The organism is Candidatus Woesearchaeota archaeon (genome assembly GCA_018302225.1).
Taxonomy (GTDB): Archaea; Nanobdellota; Nanobdellia; order SCGC-AAA011-G17; family JAGVZY01; genus JAGVZY01.
In genome coordinates this window covers 12,098-29,833 of the sequence record JAGVZY010000003.1, presented here as the reverse complement: position 1 = coordinate 29,833, position 17,736 = coordinate 12,098, and the positions used below count along the sequence as shown (strand labels likewise).

The following is a 17,736-nucleotide window of genomic DNA, read 5'->3' as shown; positions in this document are numbered from 1 at the left end:
TAGTTTTATCGCTTTTTGGATCACAAGTATAATCTTTCCAAGTAATATTATCTTTTAAATAACCTCTTTCTTCACAAATTTTATATAAATCTGAGTTTGGGAAAGGTGTGGCAATAAAAATATCGGCTACATTCATTTTTGAATTTTCTATAAAATTTATTGTATCGACTATGCTGTTTAAATCCTCGTCAGGTGCACCAATAATAAAATTACCAAATATGGGCATTCCTACTTTCTTGCATAAATTTACTGCATTTAGATTGCCTTCAACTTTTTGATATGAATTTTTTAAGAAATTTAAAGTCTCTTGATTTGCAGATTCCATCCCTATTCTATAAAGAACGCAGCCAGCTTCTTTTAATTTTAACAATAATTCTTCTGTTGTTGCTCCTGCAGTACCTTGGCAGGCAAATTTAATTTTTTTATTTAATCCTGTTTTGACCATTCTATCGCAGAAGTCATAAATTCTTTCTTTATGACATACAAACTCATCATCTAAAAAACTGATTCCATCTAAATTATAATCTTCTACTAATTTATTGATTAGTTTAAACAAATAATCATTTGAATAGAACCTCAATTTTCGCTTCCAGATTAGTTTTGAGCTACAAAATTTACAATCAAATGGACACCCCCTACTAGCTACAATACATAGACTTCTTTTACAATGGCCAAAAGAAAATCTTATATCATGAAAGTAGTCTTCTATGTTTACTAAATCAAATGCCGGAAAGGGTAAGGCATCTAAATCTTTGATAAATTCTCTTGGAGGGTTAAAGATAATTGAATCTTTGTCTTTTTCTACTGTTCCGGGAACTTTTGTGGGAAAAGTATTTTTCAATAAAGGAGGCATTAATTCCGCCAATGTTTCTTCTCCTTCTCCCACTACTAATAAATCAAATTTGCTTTCTTTTAAAACTCTTTCAGGTATTGCAGTTGCGTGAAATCCCCCAAGCATGCAATAAATTTTTGAATTCTTCTTTTTAATATAATCACAGACTTGATAGGCTAATTCTGCATCTAATGTAGTTGCAGTTATACCAACCATAGAAGGTTCATATTTTTCAAATTCACGTATAATTTCTTCAAAAAAACCACCTATAATTCTGACAGAATAACCTTTTTCTCTAATGCAGGCTGCAAGAGTAAAAATACCTATTTTATTTTGTTTGTGAGGATTAATTAATAATAAATCTATTTTTTCTTTTTTCATATTATCCCCTCATATCTGCAAGGAATCCGAAAATAATTATTTGTATACCTATAATTATAAACAATAAAGAAAGTATTGTTAAAGGTATGTGTCCTATTATTCCAGTTTTAATAAATTTGTAAACTAAAAATAATCCTATAATAAAACCGATGCTGAAAAAAGATAAACCTATTTTTCCGAAAAACTTTATTGGATCATAGTCTCTGTAAATTCTAAAAATATTTATCCAGGCTTTAATTGCATAGTCAAAAGGATTTTTCATTAATCTACTTTCACCTTCTCTTTTTGCAAAATAAACAGGAACCTCTTTTATTTTAAATCCTGCGTGGACTGCTTTTATTATTTGTTCTTGAGTGTAAGTAAAATTAGAAATTAATTTTATATTTTCTGCAACTTTTCGATTATATGCTCTAAAACCGGTTTGGCAATCTGACACTTTATAGTTTACAATTTTTGAGATTACTCTTGAAAACAAAATGTTTCCTAGCCTTTTCATTAGAGGCATTTGTTCTATTGTTCCTTTGAATCTTGAGCCTAAAACTAAATCATTTCCTTTTTTTATTTCATTTAATAATAAGGGGATTTCTTTTGCAAGATATTGTCCATCTGCATCAAAATTAATTATAATATCTGCACCCAAGTCTAATGATTTTTTAACTGCTGTTCTGAATGCTGAAGCTAAACCTTGGTTAATTTGATGTGAAACAACTATAGCGTCATGTTCCTTTGCAACTTTTGAAGTTTTATCTGTTGAACCATCATCTACCACTAGAATTTGAGTTTCTTCTTTTAACTCTTTTAAAACAGGTTTAATTGAGTCTATAACCTGGCCTAGACTTTTTTCTTCATTATAAGCGGGAATAGTTATTATTAGTTTCATAAGACTATTTTTTATTAAGAGGTTTAAATAACTTTCTTTTAAATTATAAATTTAGAGTAAGTTCTGAATAAATTATTTCAGAAGCCTTTCTGTAACCTAGTTTATTAAAATGTCCATCTAGACCCCAATAAAAAGTATTATTTATATTCTCGGCTTTTAGTTTAGGAAGTAAATTAACATAATTGATATCATTTTTTTCTAATAAGTTAATTAACTCTTTCTGAGGTTTTTCTAGATTATAATTATTTAGAGAAATATTATCTAACAAAGTTAGGCCTATTTGTTCTTTTGTAGGTACTAAAACTATTAAAAGAGAAGAATTATTTTTCGAAGTTAAATCTTTTAAGAATTTAAAGATATCCTCAGTTTTTTTTAGATTTTCATTTAATTGTGAGGGATATTCTTTAAGATAAATGTCACTTAAACCTTCTGAAGAAAGATTATCTTTTTTATTATTTAAAATTAACTTTTTAGCAGTAGAGTATAACATAAACTTTCTATTTAAAAAGCTTCTAACCCTTGTTGAGAAACTTAATTTATATATTTTTGGTTTTAGAGAATTATGCTCCCCAGTCCAAAAATTATTCGGAATAGCATTTATAACCCCTGTATCCATCTTTACGAAATCATTACCTACAAAGAAATTAAGGATAATTAGATTAGGCTTATACATTAATACTTCTTCTTCAATCAAGATTACTTCTGGTACTAATCCGAAACCTTGCATACCAAAATTTAAAATTTCATATTTTGAATTAGAATTTTGATTTAATTTATCTTCAATTAATCTTGGTATACTTTCATTGAAACTAACTTGATAAGCATCTGTAAATGAATCTCCAACAAAAGCAACCCTAAATATAGAATCATTTTTATTTAATTCATGTTCATAATCTCTATAACCTTTGGAATTAAGTGTTATTATTTGTTCAAACTCTGGATGCTTGTAAAGATACTCTAGATTTGGAACTCTTCCAAAAACATTGTGATTAGTTAAAATATACTCTTTGTTTAAATTATACTCAAGAGGATATAATAATCTTAAAACAAACTCTAAAATTATGAAACAGAATAAGATTGCAATCAAAAGCAAAATTAAATTGATAACTTTAAATCTTTTGGGCATTTAAAAAGGTAAAAACTTTAGATTTTTAATCTTTTGCATATTTTTCGCTATCCCAAGCATCTCTTAAATTATCATCCCTTTTAATTAGGAATTTATCCATTACTAAGTAATCTATTCCTGTACCCATCATGCATTTATAGGCATCATAATAAGTACAAACAATTGGCTCTCCTCTAATATTAAAAGAAGTATTTATTAAAATTGGAATTCCAGATAATTTGCCATATTCTTTTATTACATCATAATATAACTGATTTTGATGTCTTCTAATAGTTTGTAATCTTCCACTACCGTCTACATGAGTAATTGAGGGTATTTTTTTGTGATATTCTTTTCTAACTGGATAAACCATTAACATATAATCTGTTGGCTCTGGAATTGGATTATCACATTCAAAATATTTTAAAGCATCATCTTCACAAACTACTGGTGCAAAAGGTCTGAATTTTTCTCTGTGTTTTACTTTTAAGTTTAGAATTTCTTTCATATTTGGATTACAAGCGTTTGAAATTATACTCCTAGAACCTAATGCTCTTGGTCCCCATTCCATTCTTCCTTGGAACCAGCCCAAGACATTATCTTTATGAATAAGGCTTGCAGTAGTTTTTACTAAATCTTCATCATTTTTGAATTGAGAGTATTTTATTTTATTTTTATCTAAGAAATTTTTAATTTCTTCTGTTGAGAATCCAGGTCCTAAAAAGGCACTTTTGAAAGTGTATTCTCTTTTTTTATCTAATAAAGTATGATAAATATAGGAAACTACACCTATACTTGTTCCACCATCACCTGGATCGGGTTGTATCCAGACTTTTTTGAAAGGAGTTTTACTTAAAATTTTTCCATTATAAACACTATTCAATGCAACACCACCACTAAGAACAAGATTTTCACATTTAGTTATATTATAAATATGATTTAGCATTTTTGTAATAATATCTTCTGTAAGCATTTGTAATGCGGCTGCAATATCTTTGTGTCTTTGAGTTAATTCTGTTTCTGCAGTTCTTATTGGTCCGCCTAAAAGTGTGCATAACTTTTTAGAAGGCATTCTATCTGCATGATGGAACACAAAGTATTTCATGTTTAATCTATAACTTCCATCTTCTTTGATATCAACTACACGTTTTAATTTTTCATAATAAGGATTATTTTTTCTATCCATCAAACCATAAGGACTTAATCCCATTACCTTATATTCAGAATTATTTACACTAAATCCTAAATAGGCAGTTATTGTAGAATATATTAAACCTAATGAATTTGGGAAAGTTATTTCTTTCATTAAGTGAATATTATTTTTATCTCCAATACCATAAGCAGTTGTAGTCCATTCACCAACACCATCTATTGTAAGTATTGCTGCTTTTTCAAAAGGACTTATCAAAAATGATGAGGCTGCATGGCACATATGATGTTCTATAAATAAAATATTTCCTTTGTAGTTTAGTTTCTTTTTTATTGCTCTAACAACTCTTAGTTTCTCATTTATCCAAGAGGGCATTGAACTTAGAAAAGTTTTCAAACTTAATGGAAAAGTTTCAAGATGTTGGGATAATACCCTTTCGAATTTTAAAAATGGCTTTTCGTAAAATCCCACATAAGAAATATCTTTAATAGTAATATTTTGACTCTTTAAACAATATTCAATAGATTTTATTGGAAAAGAAGTATCATGCTTTTTTCTTGTAAATCTTTCTTCTTGAGCTGCAGCTACAATCTTTCCATCTTTTAATAATGCTGCAGAAGCATCATGATAATAACAACTTATTCCTAGTATATACATTTTTACCTCAGTATTGTTTATAATACTCCTGAAGGGATTTTTTCTTTAGATTATAATCTACCCAATAAGTTTCTTTTTTTAATTTCACATCTAAAAAATGTTTTCCAACTAACTTTGCAAATATTGAAGTTAATCCTACACCTAAAAAATAAACTAAAAGTAATAATAGAGTATTAATAATTATTGAAACTCCACTCCCAAAGTTCTTGAAACCTTCCTTTAATCCTTTTATAAATTTTTTATTATTCATTTTAATAATTTTTTAATTAAATATCCTACAAGAGCTATTACAAAAACTATTAACATTGCCCAAAGATATCCGTTTGAATTAGGTAATCTACTTGTAATTTTTAATATAAAAAAAAGAATTGTAACAAATACAAAATAAGCAAGAATATAACCTATCTTTTCTCCAAATTTTTGGCTCGACTTATTTTCTTCAAAAATCATGACGCTTCAATTTATGGCTAAAATAAGGATATATAAACCTTTTGAAGTATTTAAAAAGGATTAGAAAAGAGCATAAATAAAAGGAGAAACCGCACTACTCTGGCTAAATATTATTAATATTCCAACTATCAGGAAAAGAATTATTACTGGAATTAACCACCAGGCTTTTCTTTCCATTAAAAAAGACCATATTTCTCCCAATAAGGATTTATTTTGACTCATGGTAGATTAAATAAATAAATTGTTTATTAAACTTTCTAAATTCAAAAGATTTATTAGTTTGATTTCAAGTAAGTTAATTATGAAAATTCTAGTTACTGGTTGTGAAGGGATGCTGGGGAAAGAGATGTGTGAAACATTTAAAGATAAATATGAAATTATTGGTGTAGGTAGAGAATGCGATATTACAACTAAAAAAGTTCTCGAAGATAAAATAAATGAAATAAAACCAGAGATAATAATAAATTCAGCAGCATATACTAATGTTGATTTAGCTGAAACTGAGCGAGAGCAAGCTAATCTTGTAAATGTTATTGGGGTAAAAAATTTAGCTGAATTGTGTAATAAACAAAATATTAAACTAATCCATTTTAGTACAGATTATATTTTTGATGGTTTGAAAGATGAACCTTATATTGAGGAAGATAAACCAAATCCACTTAATCATTATGGCTTTACTAAGCTGATTGGAGAAAGAATGATTCAGGAAGCAATGAGTAAATATTATATTTTTAGAATAACCTGGCTTTATGGTAAATATCGGAAAAATTTTGTTAAAACAATTCTTAAACTTGCTTCTGAAAAAGATGAATTAAAAATTGTTAATGATCAAACTGGGTGTCCGACTTATACTAAAGATGTAATAAATGCTGTTGATGAAGCAATTAAACAAAATAAAAATAAATTTGGAATATATCATCTTAATAACTCTGATTCTTGCTCTTGGTTTGAATTTGCAAATGAAATTTTAGACATTAAAGGGATTGAAAAAAAATTAATTCCAATTAAAACTGAGGAATATCCGCTACCAGCTAAAAGGCCAAAATATTCTGTAATGAGTAATTTTAAGTTTCAAAGTACTTTTAAATATGGTATTAGGAGTTGGCATAATGCACTTAAAGACTTTTTAACAAATGATTTGACTTAGTAAATTAGGTTAATTTTTTAAATTAAACAAGGTTTTATACCCTTTAAAGCATTTAAATGGGGTTTAGAAAGAAGTATGAAAATTGCACTTATTTCAACAAATACTTATCCTGGTGATCAGGGTTTAAGAACTGTTTCTTCTTACTTAAAAGAAAAAGGTTTTGAGACTAAAATGATTTTCTTACCTTATGTTGAGGATTATTCTAAACTATATTCCAAAAAAATAATTTTGCAAATCTTAAATTTATGTAAAGATTGTAATTTAATAGGTATAAGTTCTATGGCTTCCACTTCAAAAAGAGCAATACAAGTTATAAAAAATTTGAAGAGGTTAAATGTACCTTTAATTTGGGGAGGAGTTCATGCAACAATTAGTCCTGAATCTTGTATACCTTATGTAAATTATGTTTGTGTTGGTGAAGGTGAAGAAGCAATCTATGAACTTGCAAGAGCAATAAAAGAAAAACAAGAACCTAAAGAAATTGCTAAGATAAAAAACCTCTGGATTAATAAAGGAGATATTGTTATAAAAAACGTTTTAAGACCTTTAGAAGAGAATTTGGATAAGCTTCCTTTTGCAGATTTTAGTTTAAATGAACACTATCTTCTTGATGGGGAGAACTTGAGAAAATTTAAAGAAGAAGACTTAAATGGGATGATTTTCTTTCAAACTGAGAGAGGTTGTCCGCATGCATGTACTTATTGTATAAATAAAAAAATAAAAGATATTCAGAAAGGTCTTGGAAAAATTGTTAGAGCACATAGCATAGATTATGTTATAAGAAATTTAGTTTATTTAAAAAATAAATTTAAAACTCTAAAATATTTTGATTTGAGAGATGAGACTTTCTTTGTTAGAAGTTTAGATGAAATAAAAGAATTTTCAATAAGGTACAAACAAGAAGTGGGTTTAAGATTTAAAATACTTGGAGATCCTGCAAACATAACTGATGAAAAAATGAAATTGCTTGTTGAGGCAGGTTTAACAGATATTATTATCGGAATACAATCTGGAAGCGATAAAATCAATAAAGAAGTTTACAAGCGTTATATAACTAAAGAACAGGTTTTAAACTCTGCGAGAATAATTAATAAATATAAAAATAAATTAACTGTTATGTATGACATTATTGCTTGTAATCCATATGAAAATAGGCAAGATGTTTTAGATTCAATTGAATTAATTATGAAAATTCCTAGTCCTTTCTTTTTATCTGTAAATAATTTAGTATTTTTTACAGGAAGTGAATTATATGAAAAAGCAAAGCAAGATGGAATAATAAAAACTGAAAAGGATTCTGCATCCAATTTAAATTATTGGGATAGATTTAAACATATAAAATTAAAAAAGAAAAATATGTATCTTACTTTGATTTTAAATTTAATGCGTGGTGTTGTAACAAAATCAAGATTAGGAATAATGCCGAGAAATATTTTAAAAATTTTGATAAATAAAAAAATGATAACTTTTAATGAAAAAGTTAAAATCTTCACTTTAATGGTTGGAAGAATAGTTCAAATAATGGATATGTTTAGAGAAAAAATAGCAAAGCCAATATATAGGAATACACCTTTATCATTTAAAATATGGTATGATAAGAGGAGGTACCAAGTATGAATTTAATTGTTGAAAGTATGATTAAGAATGGCAAAGTAATAGAGAATGTTATAATCAAAGAGAGAAGAGTTAATCCTGATGAAAGAGGTAACTTAATGGAAATATTAAGGCGTGATGAAGATTTTTTTAAAGGATTTGGACAAACTTATGCTACTGAAGTTTACCCTGATGTGACAAAAGGATGGCATTATCATAAAGAGCAAACAGATAATTTTGTTTGTGTTTCAGGTATGATAAAATTAGTTTTATTTGATGTACGTGAAAACTCAAAAACATACAAAAAAGTAAATGAATTGTTTATTGGTGAGAAAGATCAATTATTGGTTCAAATACCCCCTTATGTTTTACATGGTTTCAAAGGTGTCGGAACTGATAAAGCAATAATCATTAATGTTTGTACTAAACCCTATAACTATAATAAACCTGATGAATATAGAGTTCATCCGCATGATAAAGACTTACAAAAACAAGTTTTAGGTTTTGACGTGCCTTATAATTGGGCAAGAAAGGATGGCTAATTATTATGAAAATAGCACATGTTGGAATGTTTTATTATCCAACTTTTGGAGGAGTAGAGCAAGTAATGCAGGAACTTGCAGAAAGGCAGGTTAAAGCAGGGCATGAGGTTCATGTTTTTTGTTCTGATTCTGATAAATATAAAAGAATTAAGAAAAAAGAAGAAGTGATTAATGGAGTTTATGTTCATAGGCATAAATATATTTTAAGACTTTCTTTATCTGCTTTGATTTGGCCAAGTTTATTATCTACACTTTCAAAACAAAAATTTGATGTTATTCATTCTCATGTTTCAGGACATTTGCATGTGTTGCTTGCAGGCATAGTTGCAAGAAAAACTAAAACTCCTCATATACATACAACTCATTGTCCTTGGACTGATAAATATAGATCATTTATTTTGAAACCATTTTTATTTTTGAATGATAAGTTGTTTAATAAAATGGCGTTTGATAGATGTGATAAAATTATTGCAATTACACCTTGGGAAATTCCAATTTTAAAAAAATGGGTTGATGAGAAAAAAATTGTTGTGATTCCAAACGGTATGGATAACTTATTTTTCAAAAAATTAAAAGAAAATAAATTTAAAGAAAAAAATAATATTCCTAAAGATAAAAAAATAATTCTATTTTTTGGAAGATTGAATCCTACTAAAGGTCCTGAAAAGCTAGCTTTAGTTGCAAGAGAATTAGTAAAAGAAAGAAAAGATGTATTTTTTGCATTTATTGGACCTGATGAAGGCAAATTACAAGAAGTTCAAGAAATTATTAAAGATCAAGAAAATATAAAATATTTTGGCGCTTTGAGAGGAAAGGATAAGATAATTGAGATGTATCAAGCAGCTTATGTTTATATGTTACCTTCCTATAGAGAAGGATTACCTTTAACTTTATTTGAAGCCATGGCTTCTGGATTGCCTATAATTGCTAGTCCTGTAAATGGTATACCTTATGAAATGAATGATTCTGAGAATGGTTTATTTGTTAAATATGGTGATATTAAAGGTTTGAAGAATGCGATAATTAAATTATTAGATGATTCTAAATTTTATGAAAAAATTTCTAAAACTAACTTAAAAAAGGCTGAAGAGTATAGTTGGGATAAGATAAGTGAAAGATTTGAAAGTGTTTATGAGAATTTAATTAATAAAAAGAATTAAAAACTGATTTAGGTTTTAAGAATGATGTTTAAAGATTTTGATAAAAAAACTTGGATTTTTATTGTTGTAATACTTTTACTTGGAATATTTGTAAGGCTCTATGGATATCAAGATGTAGGTTACTGGGGAGATGATATGACTACTTTGCCTACAGGCTTGCTTTATTTCTATCCACATACACTTTTTCCTGGTTTGTTGGGACAAGGAGAACCTATATTAGGAAATATAATTATTGCTTCTGGCTGTAGGCTTTCTGGAGAGGATTTTTCTGGTGTGACTGAAATGCAGAAAGCACCCATGTTTTATCCTGGACGAGAAATTTTAATTGGTCCTGCACTTGCAAAATCTGATTTTTATTGTCATTTACCTATATATATTGGTGGAATAATTGCTTTATTGATTATAAGTTTGCTTGCAATTTTATTATTAGAAAAATATTCTGCAATTTATTCTATAATTTTCTTTTCATTTTTTCCAGTCTTATTAAAATTTAGCACTTGGATACATGTAGATATATTTTCTTATGTTTTTGTTTGGACAGGATTATTATTTTTGTGGCTGTTTTACAAAAGTGAATATACACAAAAATGGAAAGAGATTTTATTATTTTGTTTAGCAAGTTTATTTTTTGCTTTTGGATTTATGACTAAACTTCCAAATTTAATTTTTATTGTATTTGCATTCTGGATATTCTGTTTAAAATATAAAATTACAATTAGAAAATTCTTTTTAGAATCTAGAGGAAGTTTGTCTGATAGGTTTAAAAGCCTTGAAAAACAGGAATTAAAGGTTATTTTGATTATTTCTTGTTTAAGTGTAATTATATTTTTGTTTGTGTGTTGGATATTATTAGAATTTAATTTTGGAAACTTTTTTGCAATACTTGCAAAGTATAAAACCACAAATGCAGAAGTTACTAGTTTTGGAATAAACAAAGAATTTTTCTCAAATTTGTATGGATTTATTTTAGGATTTAGTATTATTGATTTAATTATTTTGATTGCTAGTTTAATTGGAAGTTATAGTTTTATTAAATATTTCTTTAAAAATCAAAAAAAGAAAAATGAAATATTTATTTTGAGTTTATTTGTTTTTAGTATATTTAGTTTGTTATTTTTTAGTGCATTCAAATATCAGAGAGTATTTTTTGTTTTAGTACCTGGAATAATCTTTTTTATAACTTATAATTTATTTAATGAAAAAAGTTTTATATTTAAATTATTTAAAGAAAGAACAAAAATTATTTTTTTAATTTTAATGATTTTAAGCATAGTTTTAGGATTTTGTACTTCTATAATGCAAGCGCCTTATTTTTATGAGCAGAATAGTTTATTGTGTAAAGTAAGTGATAAATGTGATTTGGATACTAATGGTTATTCTGCAAAAATAACTGCTGAAACTATGTTAAATCTTTTGCAAGAAAATGAAACTTATTATCCACATGGCATTTCTATTTATTATATTAGAAATTCCGATGGATTATATCATTCTTACTTTGAACAAGCATTTATTCAACAATTCAACAAAAAATCTGGAATAAATGATTATATTACTTATTATAAGCCTGAAAATAGAACATTAAGATATATTTTGGTTGGACAAAATGATATAGAATCATTTAATAATGAAATAAAATTATTTAAAGAGACTTATGAACCAAATGGGTATATTCAAATAAAAAATAAGAATATAACTGCAATTTATGATATTTATAATTTAAATAAAAGCAAAAATTAAAATGGTAAAAAGAATACTGGTTACTGCGACGACTTTTCCTAGATGGAAAGATGATACTGAGCCAAAGTTTGTTTATGATTTATCTGTTTTGCTTGCAAAAAAAGGGCATAAGATTACAGTTTTAGTACCTCATTATTATAAAGCAAAAGTAAATGAAATCATGGGTGGACTTAGGGTATTTAGATTTAGATATTTCTTTCCTAAATTAGAAAAACTTTGTTATGACGGGGGAATTTTACCAAATATGAAAAAATATACTATTGCTAAAATTCTTCCTCCATTCTTATCTATAGCTGGATTACTTAGTACAATTTATAGAGTTAAAAAAGATAAGATTGAAGTTATACACGCACATTGGATACTTCCAGAAGGATTTACAGCCTATTTAGTAAAAAAAGTGTTTAAGGTGCCCTATGTTGTAACTGTTCATGCAGGAGATATATTTCCTTTAAAAAATAAAATATTTAGATATTTAGCAAAGTTAACACTAAAAAATGCTGATTATTGTACAGCAAATAGTAATTATACTAAAAGCGAAATATGCAAAATTTGGAATTCAAAAGATATAAAAATAATTCCAATGGGTGTGGATCTTAAACGTTTTAATCCAAATAAAAAAAGAGATGAGCTTAAAAAAGAATTAGAAATTAAAGATAGGTTTATTTTAAGTGTAGGAAGACTTGCTGAAAAAAAAGGTATAAAATATCTTATTTTAGCTTTGCCCATTGTACTTAAGAAATTTCCAAAACTAAAATTGGTTATTATTGGGGATGGTCCTGAAAAAGAAAAATTAATGAATTTAGTTAAAGAAGTTAAATTAGAAAAAAATATTTTGTTTGCTAATAAACTTATTAATAATAAACTTCCAGAATATTATGCTACTGCAGATTTATTTGTTGGGCCCTCAATAGTAACTTTAAGTGGGGATACAGAAGGGTTGGGCGTTGTATTTCTTGAAGCTTTAGCATCAGAAACTCCTGTAATTGGAAGTAATGTTGGAGGGATACCAGATATAATTAAAGATGGAAAAACAGGTCTATTAGTTGAGCAAAAGAATTCTGAAAAATTAGCTGAGACAATTATTTATGCGCTATCTAATTATGAAGAGAGTAAATCTTTGGCTAAAAATGGGAGAGAGTATATTAAAGCAAGATATTCTTGGGAAAATGTTTCTAATAAATTTGATGAAATTTTTTAAAAATTATAAAATATATAAATTTAAATCGGGTTGAACTTTTTTTACCAAGGTTAAATTTTCTTCTTGTTTAGTTATTAAATAAGAATTATTTATTTTTGAATTTAAAATATTCTCTTTAGAGGTAATAATGATTTCATTGTTTATTTTTAAACCTACAAGTGTAAATAATTTACTGGGCTCACAAATTGAAGAGTAATCTTCTTTAGATATTTTTCTCAAACATTCTGCTTCGTTAATAAATAAAGTTGAGTCCTCTTCGATTAAATCAGAAATTTCATCTCCTGCAACAATATAAGGATTTTTACTCCAAACAAGTTCTGAACTATAAAATATAAACGCATAAGCAAATAAGTTTGTAATTAAGAATAGAATGAAAAAAAGTTTTAATTTTTGTTTATATTTCAAAATAAATATACAAAATAGAACGAATAATATTGTAAAAAAGGGGATAAACCAGAGATTTATCAATGGTGAAGTCAGAATTTGTTTAGTTAAAATAAAATCAAATAATACTTTTACTGCACCTATATAACTTAAAGAAATATTATTTGTTGGAAACATAGGGAATAAAACTAATATACTTGCTAAGAAAGATAATGGGATAATTAAATATAAAATTGGCTTGCTTAATGCTTTTAAATCTTGACTATATCTTTTAAATTGAATAAATCCTAAAATTAAAATTAATGGAGCAATCATTTCTAAATATCTTGCAATAGGTCTACCAGGTAAAAATTTGAATATTTCTGTACCTGTATAAGTTAAAGTATTGTTACAGGCAATAATCAATAAAAAGAATAATGGAATAATAATTATTTTATATAAATTTAAAAGGTTTTGATATTCTTTGTCTTTTTTTGTAAAAGGAGTTATTAAAAATAAGATAAATGGAATAAAAAAGGTTGATGCTGCAACTAATCCCGTATATAATAAAAATCTTGACCAAAATCCAATTTGAATTAAATTTCTTGAAAAATTATTTAATGTTGCAGAATATCCTGTCCCAAAGAATAATGAGATTGGAAGTATATTTGGATAGACTAAAATTAAACCTACCAATAATACTAAAAATGATATAATCCATTTAGAGTATTTCTTTTTATATTCTGCTAAGAGAAATATAATTAAAGGGATTAATGATAGGGCATTACCTTTTGTAAGTATTGCTAAAATAGAAAAAAAGATTGTAAATATTAACCATTTAAGTTTTTTTTGCTCTAAAAATAAGTATGCAAAAACTAAAGTAGAAATATAAAATAAATAAAGTATATTCTCAGCCATGACTAAAGAAGAAAACATAAACAAAGCAGGATAAATTGAGATTAAAATAGTTAAATAAAATGTTTCTTTTTCATCAAAAAATCTTTTCAAAATTAAATAGATAGGAAATACTACTAAAGATGAAATGATTGCATTTATGAACTTAATTAGAAATAAAACTATAGCCATATTATGGAAAATAAATGTTGGTGAAATAATTAAAGGATATATTATTGGAAATGGTGTAGAAATTGTGTGAATTGTTAAAGTTCCATGAAATAATATAGATCTGGCAATTTTAATAAATATATAAGAATCATTAAATGAAGCAGGTGTTGAAATAAATAAAGAGAAAATTAGTTTGATAGCTATTAAAAGTATAAACATAGTAAAGATATTATTTTTTTTCATATTTTAAGCTCAATTGACCAATTTTATAAAGATTATGCGTATCTATAAATCATAAAAACAATAAAGTATATAAAAGGGTTCATTATAATTATAAGAATGATTAAAGAAAGAGGTTTGAAAGAGGATAAAAATCTAAAATCTTCAAATAAATCAGTCCATTATAGTTGGGCAGTTTATGCTATAATTATTTCTTTTGTATTTTTTGTGTTTTTGATATATCCTCAACAAAGTGCTAAAGTAATTGAAAAGTCTACCGATTATATATTTACTCCTAAAATTGAAAATATTAATGATCAAGTTGTAACTGCTTTTACTCCAAAAATAAATTTAGGTGTCTTAAAAGAAGATGATATCATTGATTTATTTAAAAAGAATTCTGTTGAACTTAAAGAAGGTGGATGGTATAATTATGAATATAATTTAGATGATGGATATTTCTTTGATAGATTAGGTGCTCAATTCTATGGTTTTGACCCGTTTAATAGTATTAATTATGATTATAAAGATAGAGAATTTAATTTAAGTCACATTAGAATCTTTAGATTAAGTTCACTTGAGTATGAAAATTGGATAAGTAAAACTAAAGAAAAAATAAAGATTGCTCAAAAGATTAAATGTACTGAAGAAGATAAATGCGAGGGTAACTTAATTTATCTTAGATGCTTAGCTACAGGATACCCAAATATGGAATATTATAATTGGTATTCGAGTGGATATATGTTTGAAGCAAGAGATAAAGGCTTGGCAATAAATACATTTGAAAACTTTTACTGTTAAGTGATAAATAAACTTTAATTTAATTTTAAATAAGCAAAAAAGTTTATATATTACTTAGTAAATAAGTAATTCAAATGTATTATATTATAAAAAATAATATAAAACCTATGGAGAGGTGTTGAAATGGTGAATAAAAGAATTTTATATACGAGTGTTTTGAGTTTACTTCTATTGTTAAGTGTTTATTTTGTTGTTGGTGAGGTTGATACAACAAATACAAATATTTTAGCTCAAAATGGATCAGATAGTTATGATAATTGGACAAAGGGTGCAGTAACAGAGACTTTTAATTTTACAATATTTTATACAGAAACGGGTGGAGTTTATGATAGTATAAGTTATATTAATATATCTTGGCCAGCAGGAAATTATACATTTGAGGGATTTATTTCCTTAAATAATTCTTTAATAATTACTGAAACTAATGGAACAATGCGTGTTTCTGGTGAAGACGATACTCAATTTTTTGATGCACCAATAAACACGGCTAATGATTCTTTATTCGTAAGGGATCTTTTTGGAACTGCAGCGAATTGGTTCTGTTATAATAAAACCGGTGCAGGTATTGATTGTGGTGTCTTAGATATAAGAAGTAATTTAAGTGCTAGTGGTGGAACAAGTCAAAATACAACTATATCTATTTTAGTAAATATGACCACAGTAAATAATTATGAGTCTATAGCTCTGAATACATTTGAAATAAGTACATCAAATAACGATACATATAATGAAATTTCTGGAATGAATCATACAATTTCATTAGGTGTTGATGGGTGGGCTCCTACAATTACGGATATTAATGTTAGTGATGGAAATACTACAATATCTAATGTGACTGGTCAGTTAAACTTAACAGTTTCACCAGGTAATCAAAGCACATTAAGATATGGGCCAATAACTGTAAGAGCAACTGTCTTAGATATAAATCCAGGAAATGTATGGATCTATTATAATAATTCAGAATATATAGGAGGTATTAATGCGACTGTATTTGGTACAAATACTATTTTAAAGCCTATGATAACTTCAGATTTCGCTTCTCCATATATGTATAGTGCAACATTTAGTGCGTCTGAAGTAACTGATGGAAATATGGTTACATTTGTTATATTTACGAATGATACTTTAGGTAATGAAGTTACAGTAAATGATACTTATGATGCTGTTTCAAATGCATTTGCCTTTAATGTATCTTCTACAGATATAGCAACTATTAGTAATATAAATGTAACAAATACTGTAGATGGTGTAGACTATAAGGTTACTAATCCAACAGGGTCAGATAAGTACTTACCTCTAACGGGAACACACACATTTGATGCATCTTTTAATGTTCAAGAAGTTAGACCAATAATTTCAGCGGTATTATTTTATAATACAACCGGTGCTGTAACCGTGGGTGAAAATGGAGTTATGACTAACGTTGAAGGAGAAATTGCTATGAATAATGTGGGTTCAATAGTAACATCTAGTATTAATACATCAGAGTATACGGCCACTATGACTTTCCCAGGCAATGATACCAATGTTGTATACTTTGCAGTTGTAGGAAATAATAGTGGGGGATATTATGTGATCGGTAGTTATCAGTATACTATTGATGGAACTACACCAACCGAGCCCGTATTAACTGTTCCAACGACTACATCAATAAGTACCTCTGGTTCGATAAGTTATTCTTGTAGTTCTACAGATGCAGCCTCTGGCGGATTAACATATGCATGGGTACTTACAAAGCCATCTGGAACAACAGTTTCAAAAACAGGCACAGATGCAACATTTAGTGGAACAGAGACTAATGAAGCTGGAACATATAGTTTAACATGTACTGCAACCGATGCTGTAGGTAATGCTAAATCACATTCAGCTACTACAACTGAAGATTTCCATGTATCTTATGCTTCAACAACAAGTAGTGGTAGTGGGGGAGGATCAAGCGGGGGAGGAATTAGTGGTGCAGTTACTTATGATGTCGATTTATCATCAGCAACAGTAACTTCAGCAAGTATATCAGGAACACAAGGTGCTGTAAAAACCTTTACATTAGATAAAACAACAAAACACACTGTAACATTCAAGACAATTTCGGCAAGTAAAGCTGTAATAGTTATTGCTTCCGCACCTGTTGAAGTAGAATTAACTATTGGAGAATCTAAAGAAGTTGATATGAATGCTGATAGTGTTAAAGACATAAAGGTTACATTAAACAGCATAACTAATGGTAAGGCTGATGTTAAGATTGATAAATTAGCTCAACCAGCAGTTAAAACAACTGAAGAAACTAGTAGAGGTTCAACTACTGAAAAAGTAAGTGGTGGCGCGGGAGAAACTGGAGAAGGAACATCATTGATATGGCTATGGATTGCATTAGTTGTAATCGCCTTGTTAGTGATAGGCTACTTTGTATTTGGTAAAAAGAAATAGAGGTTAAACCTCTTTTTTTTCTTTCTTTTTTT

16 protein-coding genes are annotated in these 17,736 nt (G+C 27.3%); 8 read left to right on the top strand and 8 right to left on the bottom strand.

Annotated elements, in window-relative coordinates; genetic code table 11:
* From J4403_00355 to J4403_00325, 7 genes are all read right to left on the bottom strand, one after another.
* On the bottom strand, positions 1-1,213 hold a 1,213-nt coding region (locus tag J4403_00355), incomplete at its 3' end, for a B12-binding domain-containing radical SAM protein (GenBank protein ID MBS3166642.1).
* Position 1,214: 1 nt separating this feature from the next.
* Positions 1,215-2,093 carry a glycosyltransferase family 2 protein gene (locus J4403_00350; GenBank protein ID MBS3166641.1) on the bottom strand — a complete coding sequence of 293 codons (879 nt, stop codon included), beginning with the start codon at positions 2,091-2,093 and terminating at the stop codon, positions 1,215-1,217.
* 43 nt (positions 2,094-2,136) lie between these two features.
* Positions 2,137-3,219, bottom strand: coding sequence for an SGNH/GDSL hydrolase family protein (locus J4403_00345; GenBank protein MBS3166640.1), 1,083 nt, complete (start codon positions 3,217-3,219; stop codon positions 2,137-2,139).
* Between the two features lie 25 nt (positions 3,220-3,244).
* Entirely contained in the window at positions 3,245-5,005 is a 1,761-nt protein-coding gene (locus J4403_00340; protein MBS3166639.1) for a carbamoyltransferase, read from the bottom strand.
* Between the two features lie 7 nt (positions 5,006-5,012).
* Positions 5,013-5,255, bottom strand: a complete 243-nt coding sequence (locus tag J4403_00335; GenBank protein MBS3166638.1) for a hypothetical protein — start codon at positions 5,253-5,255, stop codon at positions 5,013-5,015.
* Positions 5,252-5,455 (bottom strand): hypothetical protein, encoded by a 204-nt coding sequence (locus tag J4403_00330; protein MBS3166637.1) that lies wholly within the window; start codon positions 5,453-5,455, stop codon positions 5,252-5,254. The genes J4403_00335 and J4403_00330 overlap by 4 nt, the downstream gene beginning before the upstream one ends.
* A gap of 60 nt (positions 5,456-5,515) precedes the next feature.
* Positions 5,516-5,677 (bottom strand): hypothetical protein, encoded by a 162-nt coding sequence (locus J4403_00325; protein ID MBS3166636.1) that lies wholly within the window; start codon positions 5,675-5,677, stop codon positions 5,516-5,518.
* Positions 5,678-5,756: 79 nt separating this feature from the next.
* On the opposite strand from J4403_00325, the gene rfbD reads away from it, so the two are divergent.
* The 6 genes from rfbD (at position 5,757) to J4403_00295 (ending at position 12,832) form a co-directional block, all read left to right on the top strand.
* Entirely contained in the window at positions 5,757-6,602 is an 846-nt protein-coding gene (gene rfbD, locus J4403_00320) for a dTDP-4-dehydrorhamnose reductase (GenBank protein ID MBS3166635.1), read from the top strand.
* 75 nt (positions 6,603-6,677) lie between these two features.
* Entirely contained in the window at positions 6,678-8,219 is a 1,542-nt protein-coding gene (locus tag J4403_00315; protein ID MBS3166634.1) for a B12-binding domain-containing radical SAM protein, read from the top strand.
* A gap of 17 nt (positions 8,220-8,236) precedes the next feature.
* Positions 8,237-8,737, top strand: a complete 501-nt coding sequence (locus tag J4403_00310; GenBank protein MBS3166633.1) for a dTDP-4-dehydrorhamnose 3,5-epimerase family protein — start codon at positions 8,237-8,239, stop codon at positions 8,735-8,737.
* A gap of 5 nt (positions 8,738-8,742) precedes the next feature.
* Positions 8,743-9,897 carry a glycosyltransferase family 4 protein gene (locus J4403_00305; GenBank protein ID MBS3166632.1) on the top strand — a complete coding sequence of 385 codons (1,155 nt, stop codon included), beginning with the start codon at positions 8,743-8,745 and terminating at the stop codon, positions 9,895-9,897.
* Positions 9,898-9,921: 24 nt separating this feature from the next.
* Positions 9,922-11,634, top strand: a complete 1,713-nt coding sequence (locus J4403_00300) for a hypothetical protein (GenBank protein ID MBS3166631.1) — start codon at positions 9,922-9,924, stop codon at positions 11,632-11,634.
* A gap of 1 nt (position 11,635) precedes the next feature.
* Positions 11,636-12,832 carry a glycosyltransferase family 4 protein gene (locus J4403_00295; GenBank protein ID MBS3166630.1) on the top strand — a complete coding sequence of 399 codons (1,197 nt, stop codon included), beginning with the start codon at positions 11,636-11,638 and terminating at the stop codon, positions 12,830-12,832.
* A 3-nt stretch (positions 12,833-12,835) separates the two neighbouring features.
* Here J4403_00295 and J4403_00290 read toward each other — a convergent pair whose 3' ends face one another.
* A complete protein-coding gene (locus J4403_00290) occupies positions 12,836-14,503 on the bottom strand; it encodes a glycosyltransferase family 39 protein (protein MBS3166629.1) in 1,668 nt (555 codons plus the stop codon).
* Between the two features lie 96 nt (positions 14,504-14,599).
* On the opposite strand from J4403_00290, the gene J4403_00285 reads away from it, so the two are divergent.
* Together J4403_00285 and J4403_00280 are read left to right on the top strand one after the other, a co-directional pair.
* On the top strand, positions 14,600-15,280 hold the full coding sequence (locus J4403_00285) for a hypothetical protein (GenBank protein ID MBS3166628.1): 681 nt from the start codon (positions 14,600-14,602) through the stop codon (positions 15,278-15,280).
* A 123-nt stretch (positions 15,281-15,403) separates the two neighbouring features.
* Positions 15,404-17,704, top strand: coding sequence for a hypothetical protein (locus J4403_00280; GenBank protein MBS3166627.1), 2,301 nt, complete (start codon positions 15,404-15,406; stop codon positions 17,702-17,704).
* Positions 17,705-17,736 lie beyond the last annotated feature (32 nt).

Excerpts from the sequence above, each read along its gene's own strand:
- J4403_00350 (MBS3166641.1), bottom strand. The coding sequence starts at position 2,093 with ATGAAACTAATAATAACTATTCCCGCTTATAATGAAGAAAAAAGTCTA.
- J4403_00345 (MBS3166640.1), bottom strand. The coding sequence starts at position 3,219 with ATGCCCAAAAGATTTAAAGTTATCAATTTAATTTTGCTTTTGATTGCA.
- J4403_00340 (MBS3166639.1), bottom strand. The coding sequence starts at position 5,005 with ATGTATATACTAGGAATAAGTTGTTATTATCATGATGCTTCTGCAGCA.
- J4403_00335 (MBS3166638.1), bottom strand. The coding sequence starts at position 5,255 with ATGAATAATAAAAAATTTATAAAAGGATTAAAGGAAGGTTTCAAGAAC.
- J4403_00330 (MBS3166637.1), bottom strand. The coding sequence starts at position 5,455 with ATGATTTTTGAAGAAAATAAGTCGAGCCAAAAATTTGGAGAAAAGATA.
- J4403_00325 (MBS3166636.1), bottom strand. The coding sequence starts at position 5,677 with ATGAGTCAAAATAAATCCTTATTGGGAGAAATATGGTCTTTTTTAATG.
- rfbD (MBS3166635.1), top strand. The coding sequence starts at position 5,757 with ATGAAAATTCTAGTTACTGGTTGTGAAGGGATGCTGGGGAAAGAGATG.
- J4403_00315 (MBS3166634.1), top strand. The coding sequence starts at position 6,678 with ATGAAAATTGCACTTATTTCAACAAATACTTATCCTGGTGATCAGGGT.
- J4403_00310 (MBS3166633.1), top strand. The coding sequence starts at position 8,237 with ATGATTAAGAATGGCAAAGTAATAGAGAATGTTATAATCAAAGAGAGA.
- J4403_00305 (MBS3166632.1), top strand. The coding sequence starts at position 8,743 with ATGAAAATAGCACATGTTGGAATGTTTTATTATCCAACTTTTGGAGGA.
- J4403_00300 (MBS3166631.1), top strand. The coding sequence starts at position 9,922 with ATGTTTAAAGATTTTGATAAAAAAACTTGGATTTTTATTGTTGTAATA.
- J4403_00295 (MBS3166630.1), top strand. The coding sequence starts at position 11,636 with ATGGTAAAAAGAATACTGGTTACTGCGACGACTTTTCCTAGATGGAAA.
- J4403_00290 (MBS3166629.1), bottom strand. The coding sequence starts at position 14,503 with ATGAAAAAAAATAATATCTTTACTATGTTTATACTTTTAATAGCTATC.
- J4403_00285 (MBS3166628.1), top strand. The coding sequence starts at position 14,600 with ATGATTAAAGAAAGAGGTTTGAAAGAGGATAAAAATCTAAAATCTTCA.
- J4403_00280 (MBS3166627.1), top strand. The coding sequence starts at position 15,404 with ATGGTGAATAAAAGAATTTTATATACGAGTGTTTTGAGTTTACTTCTA.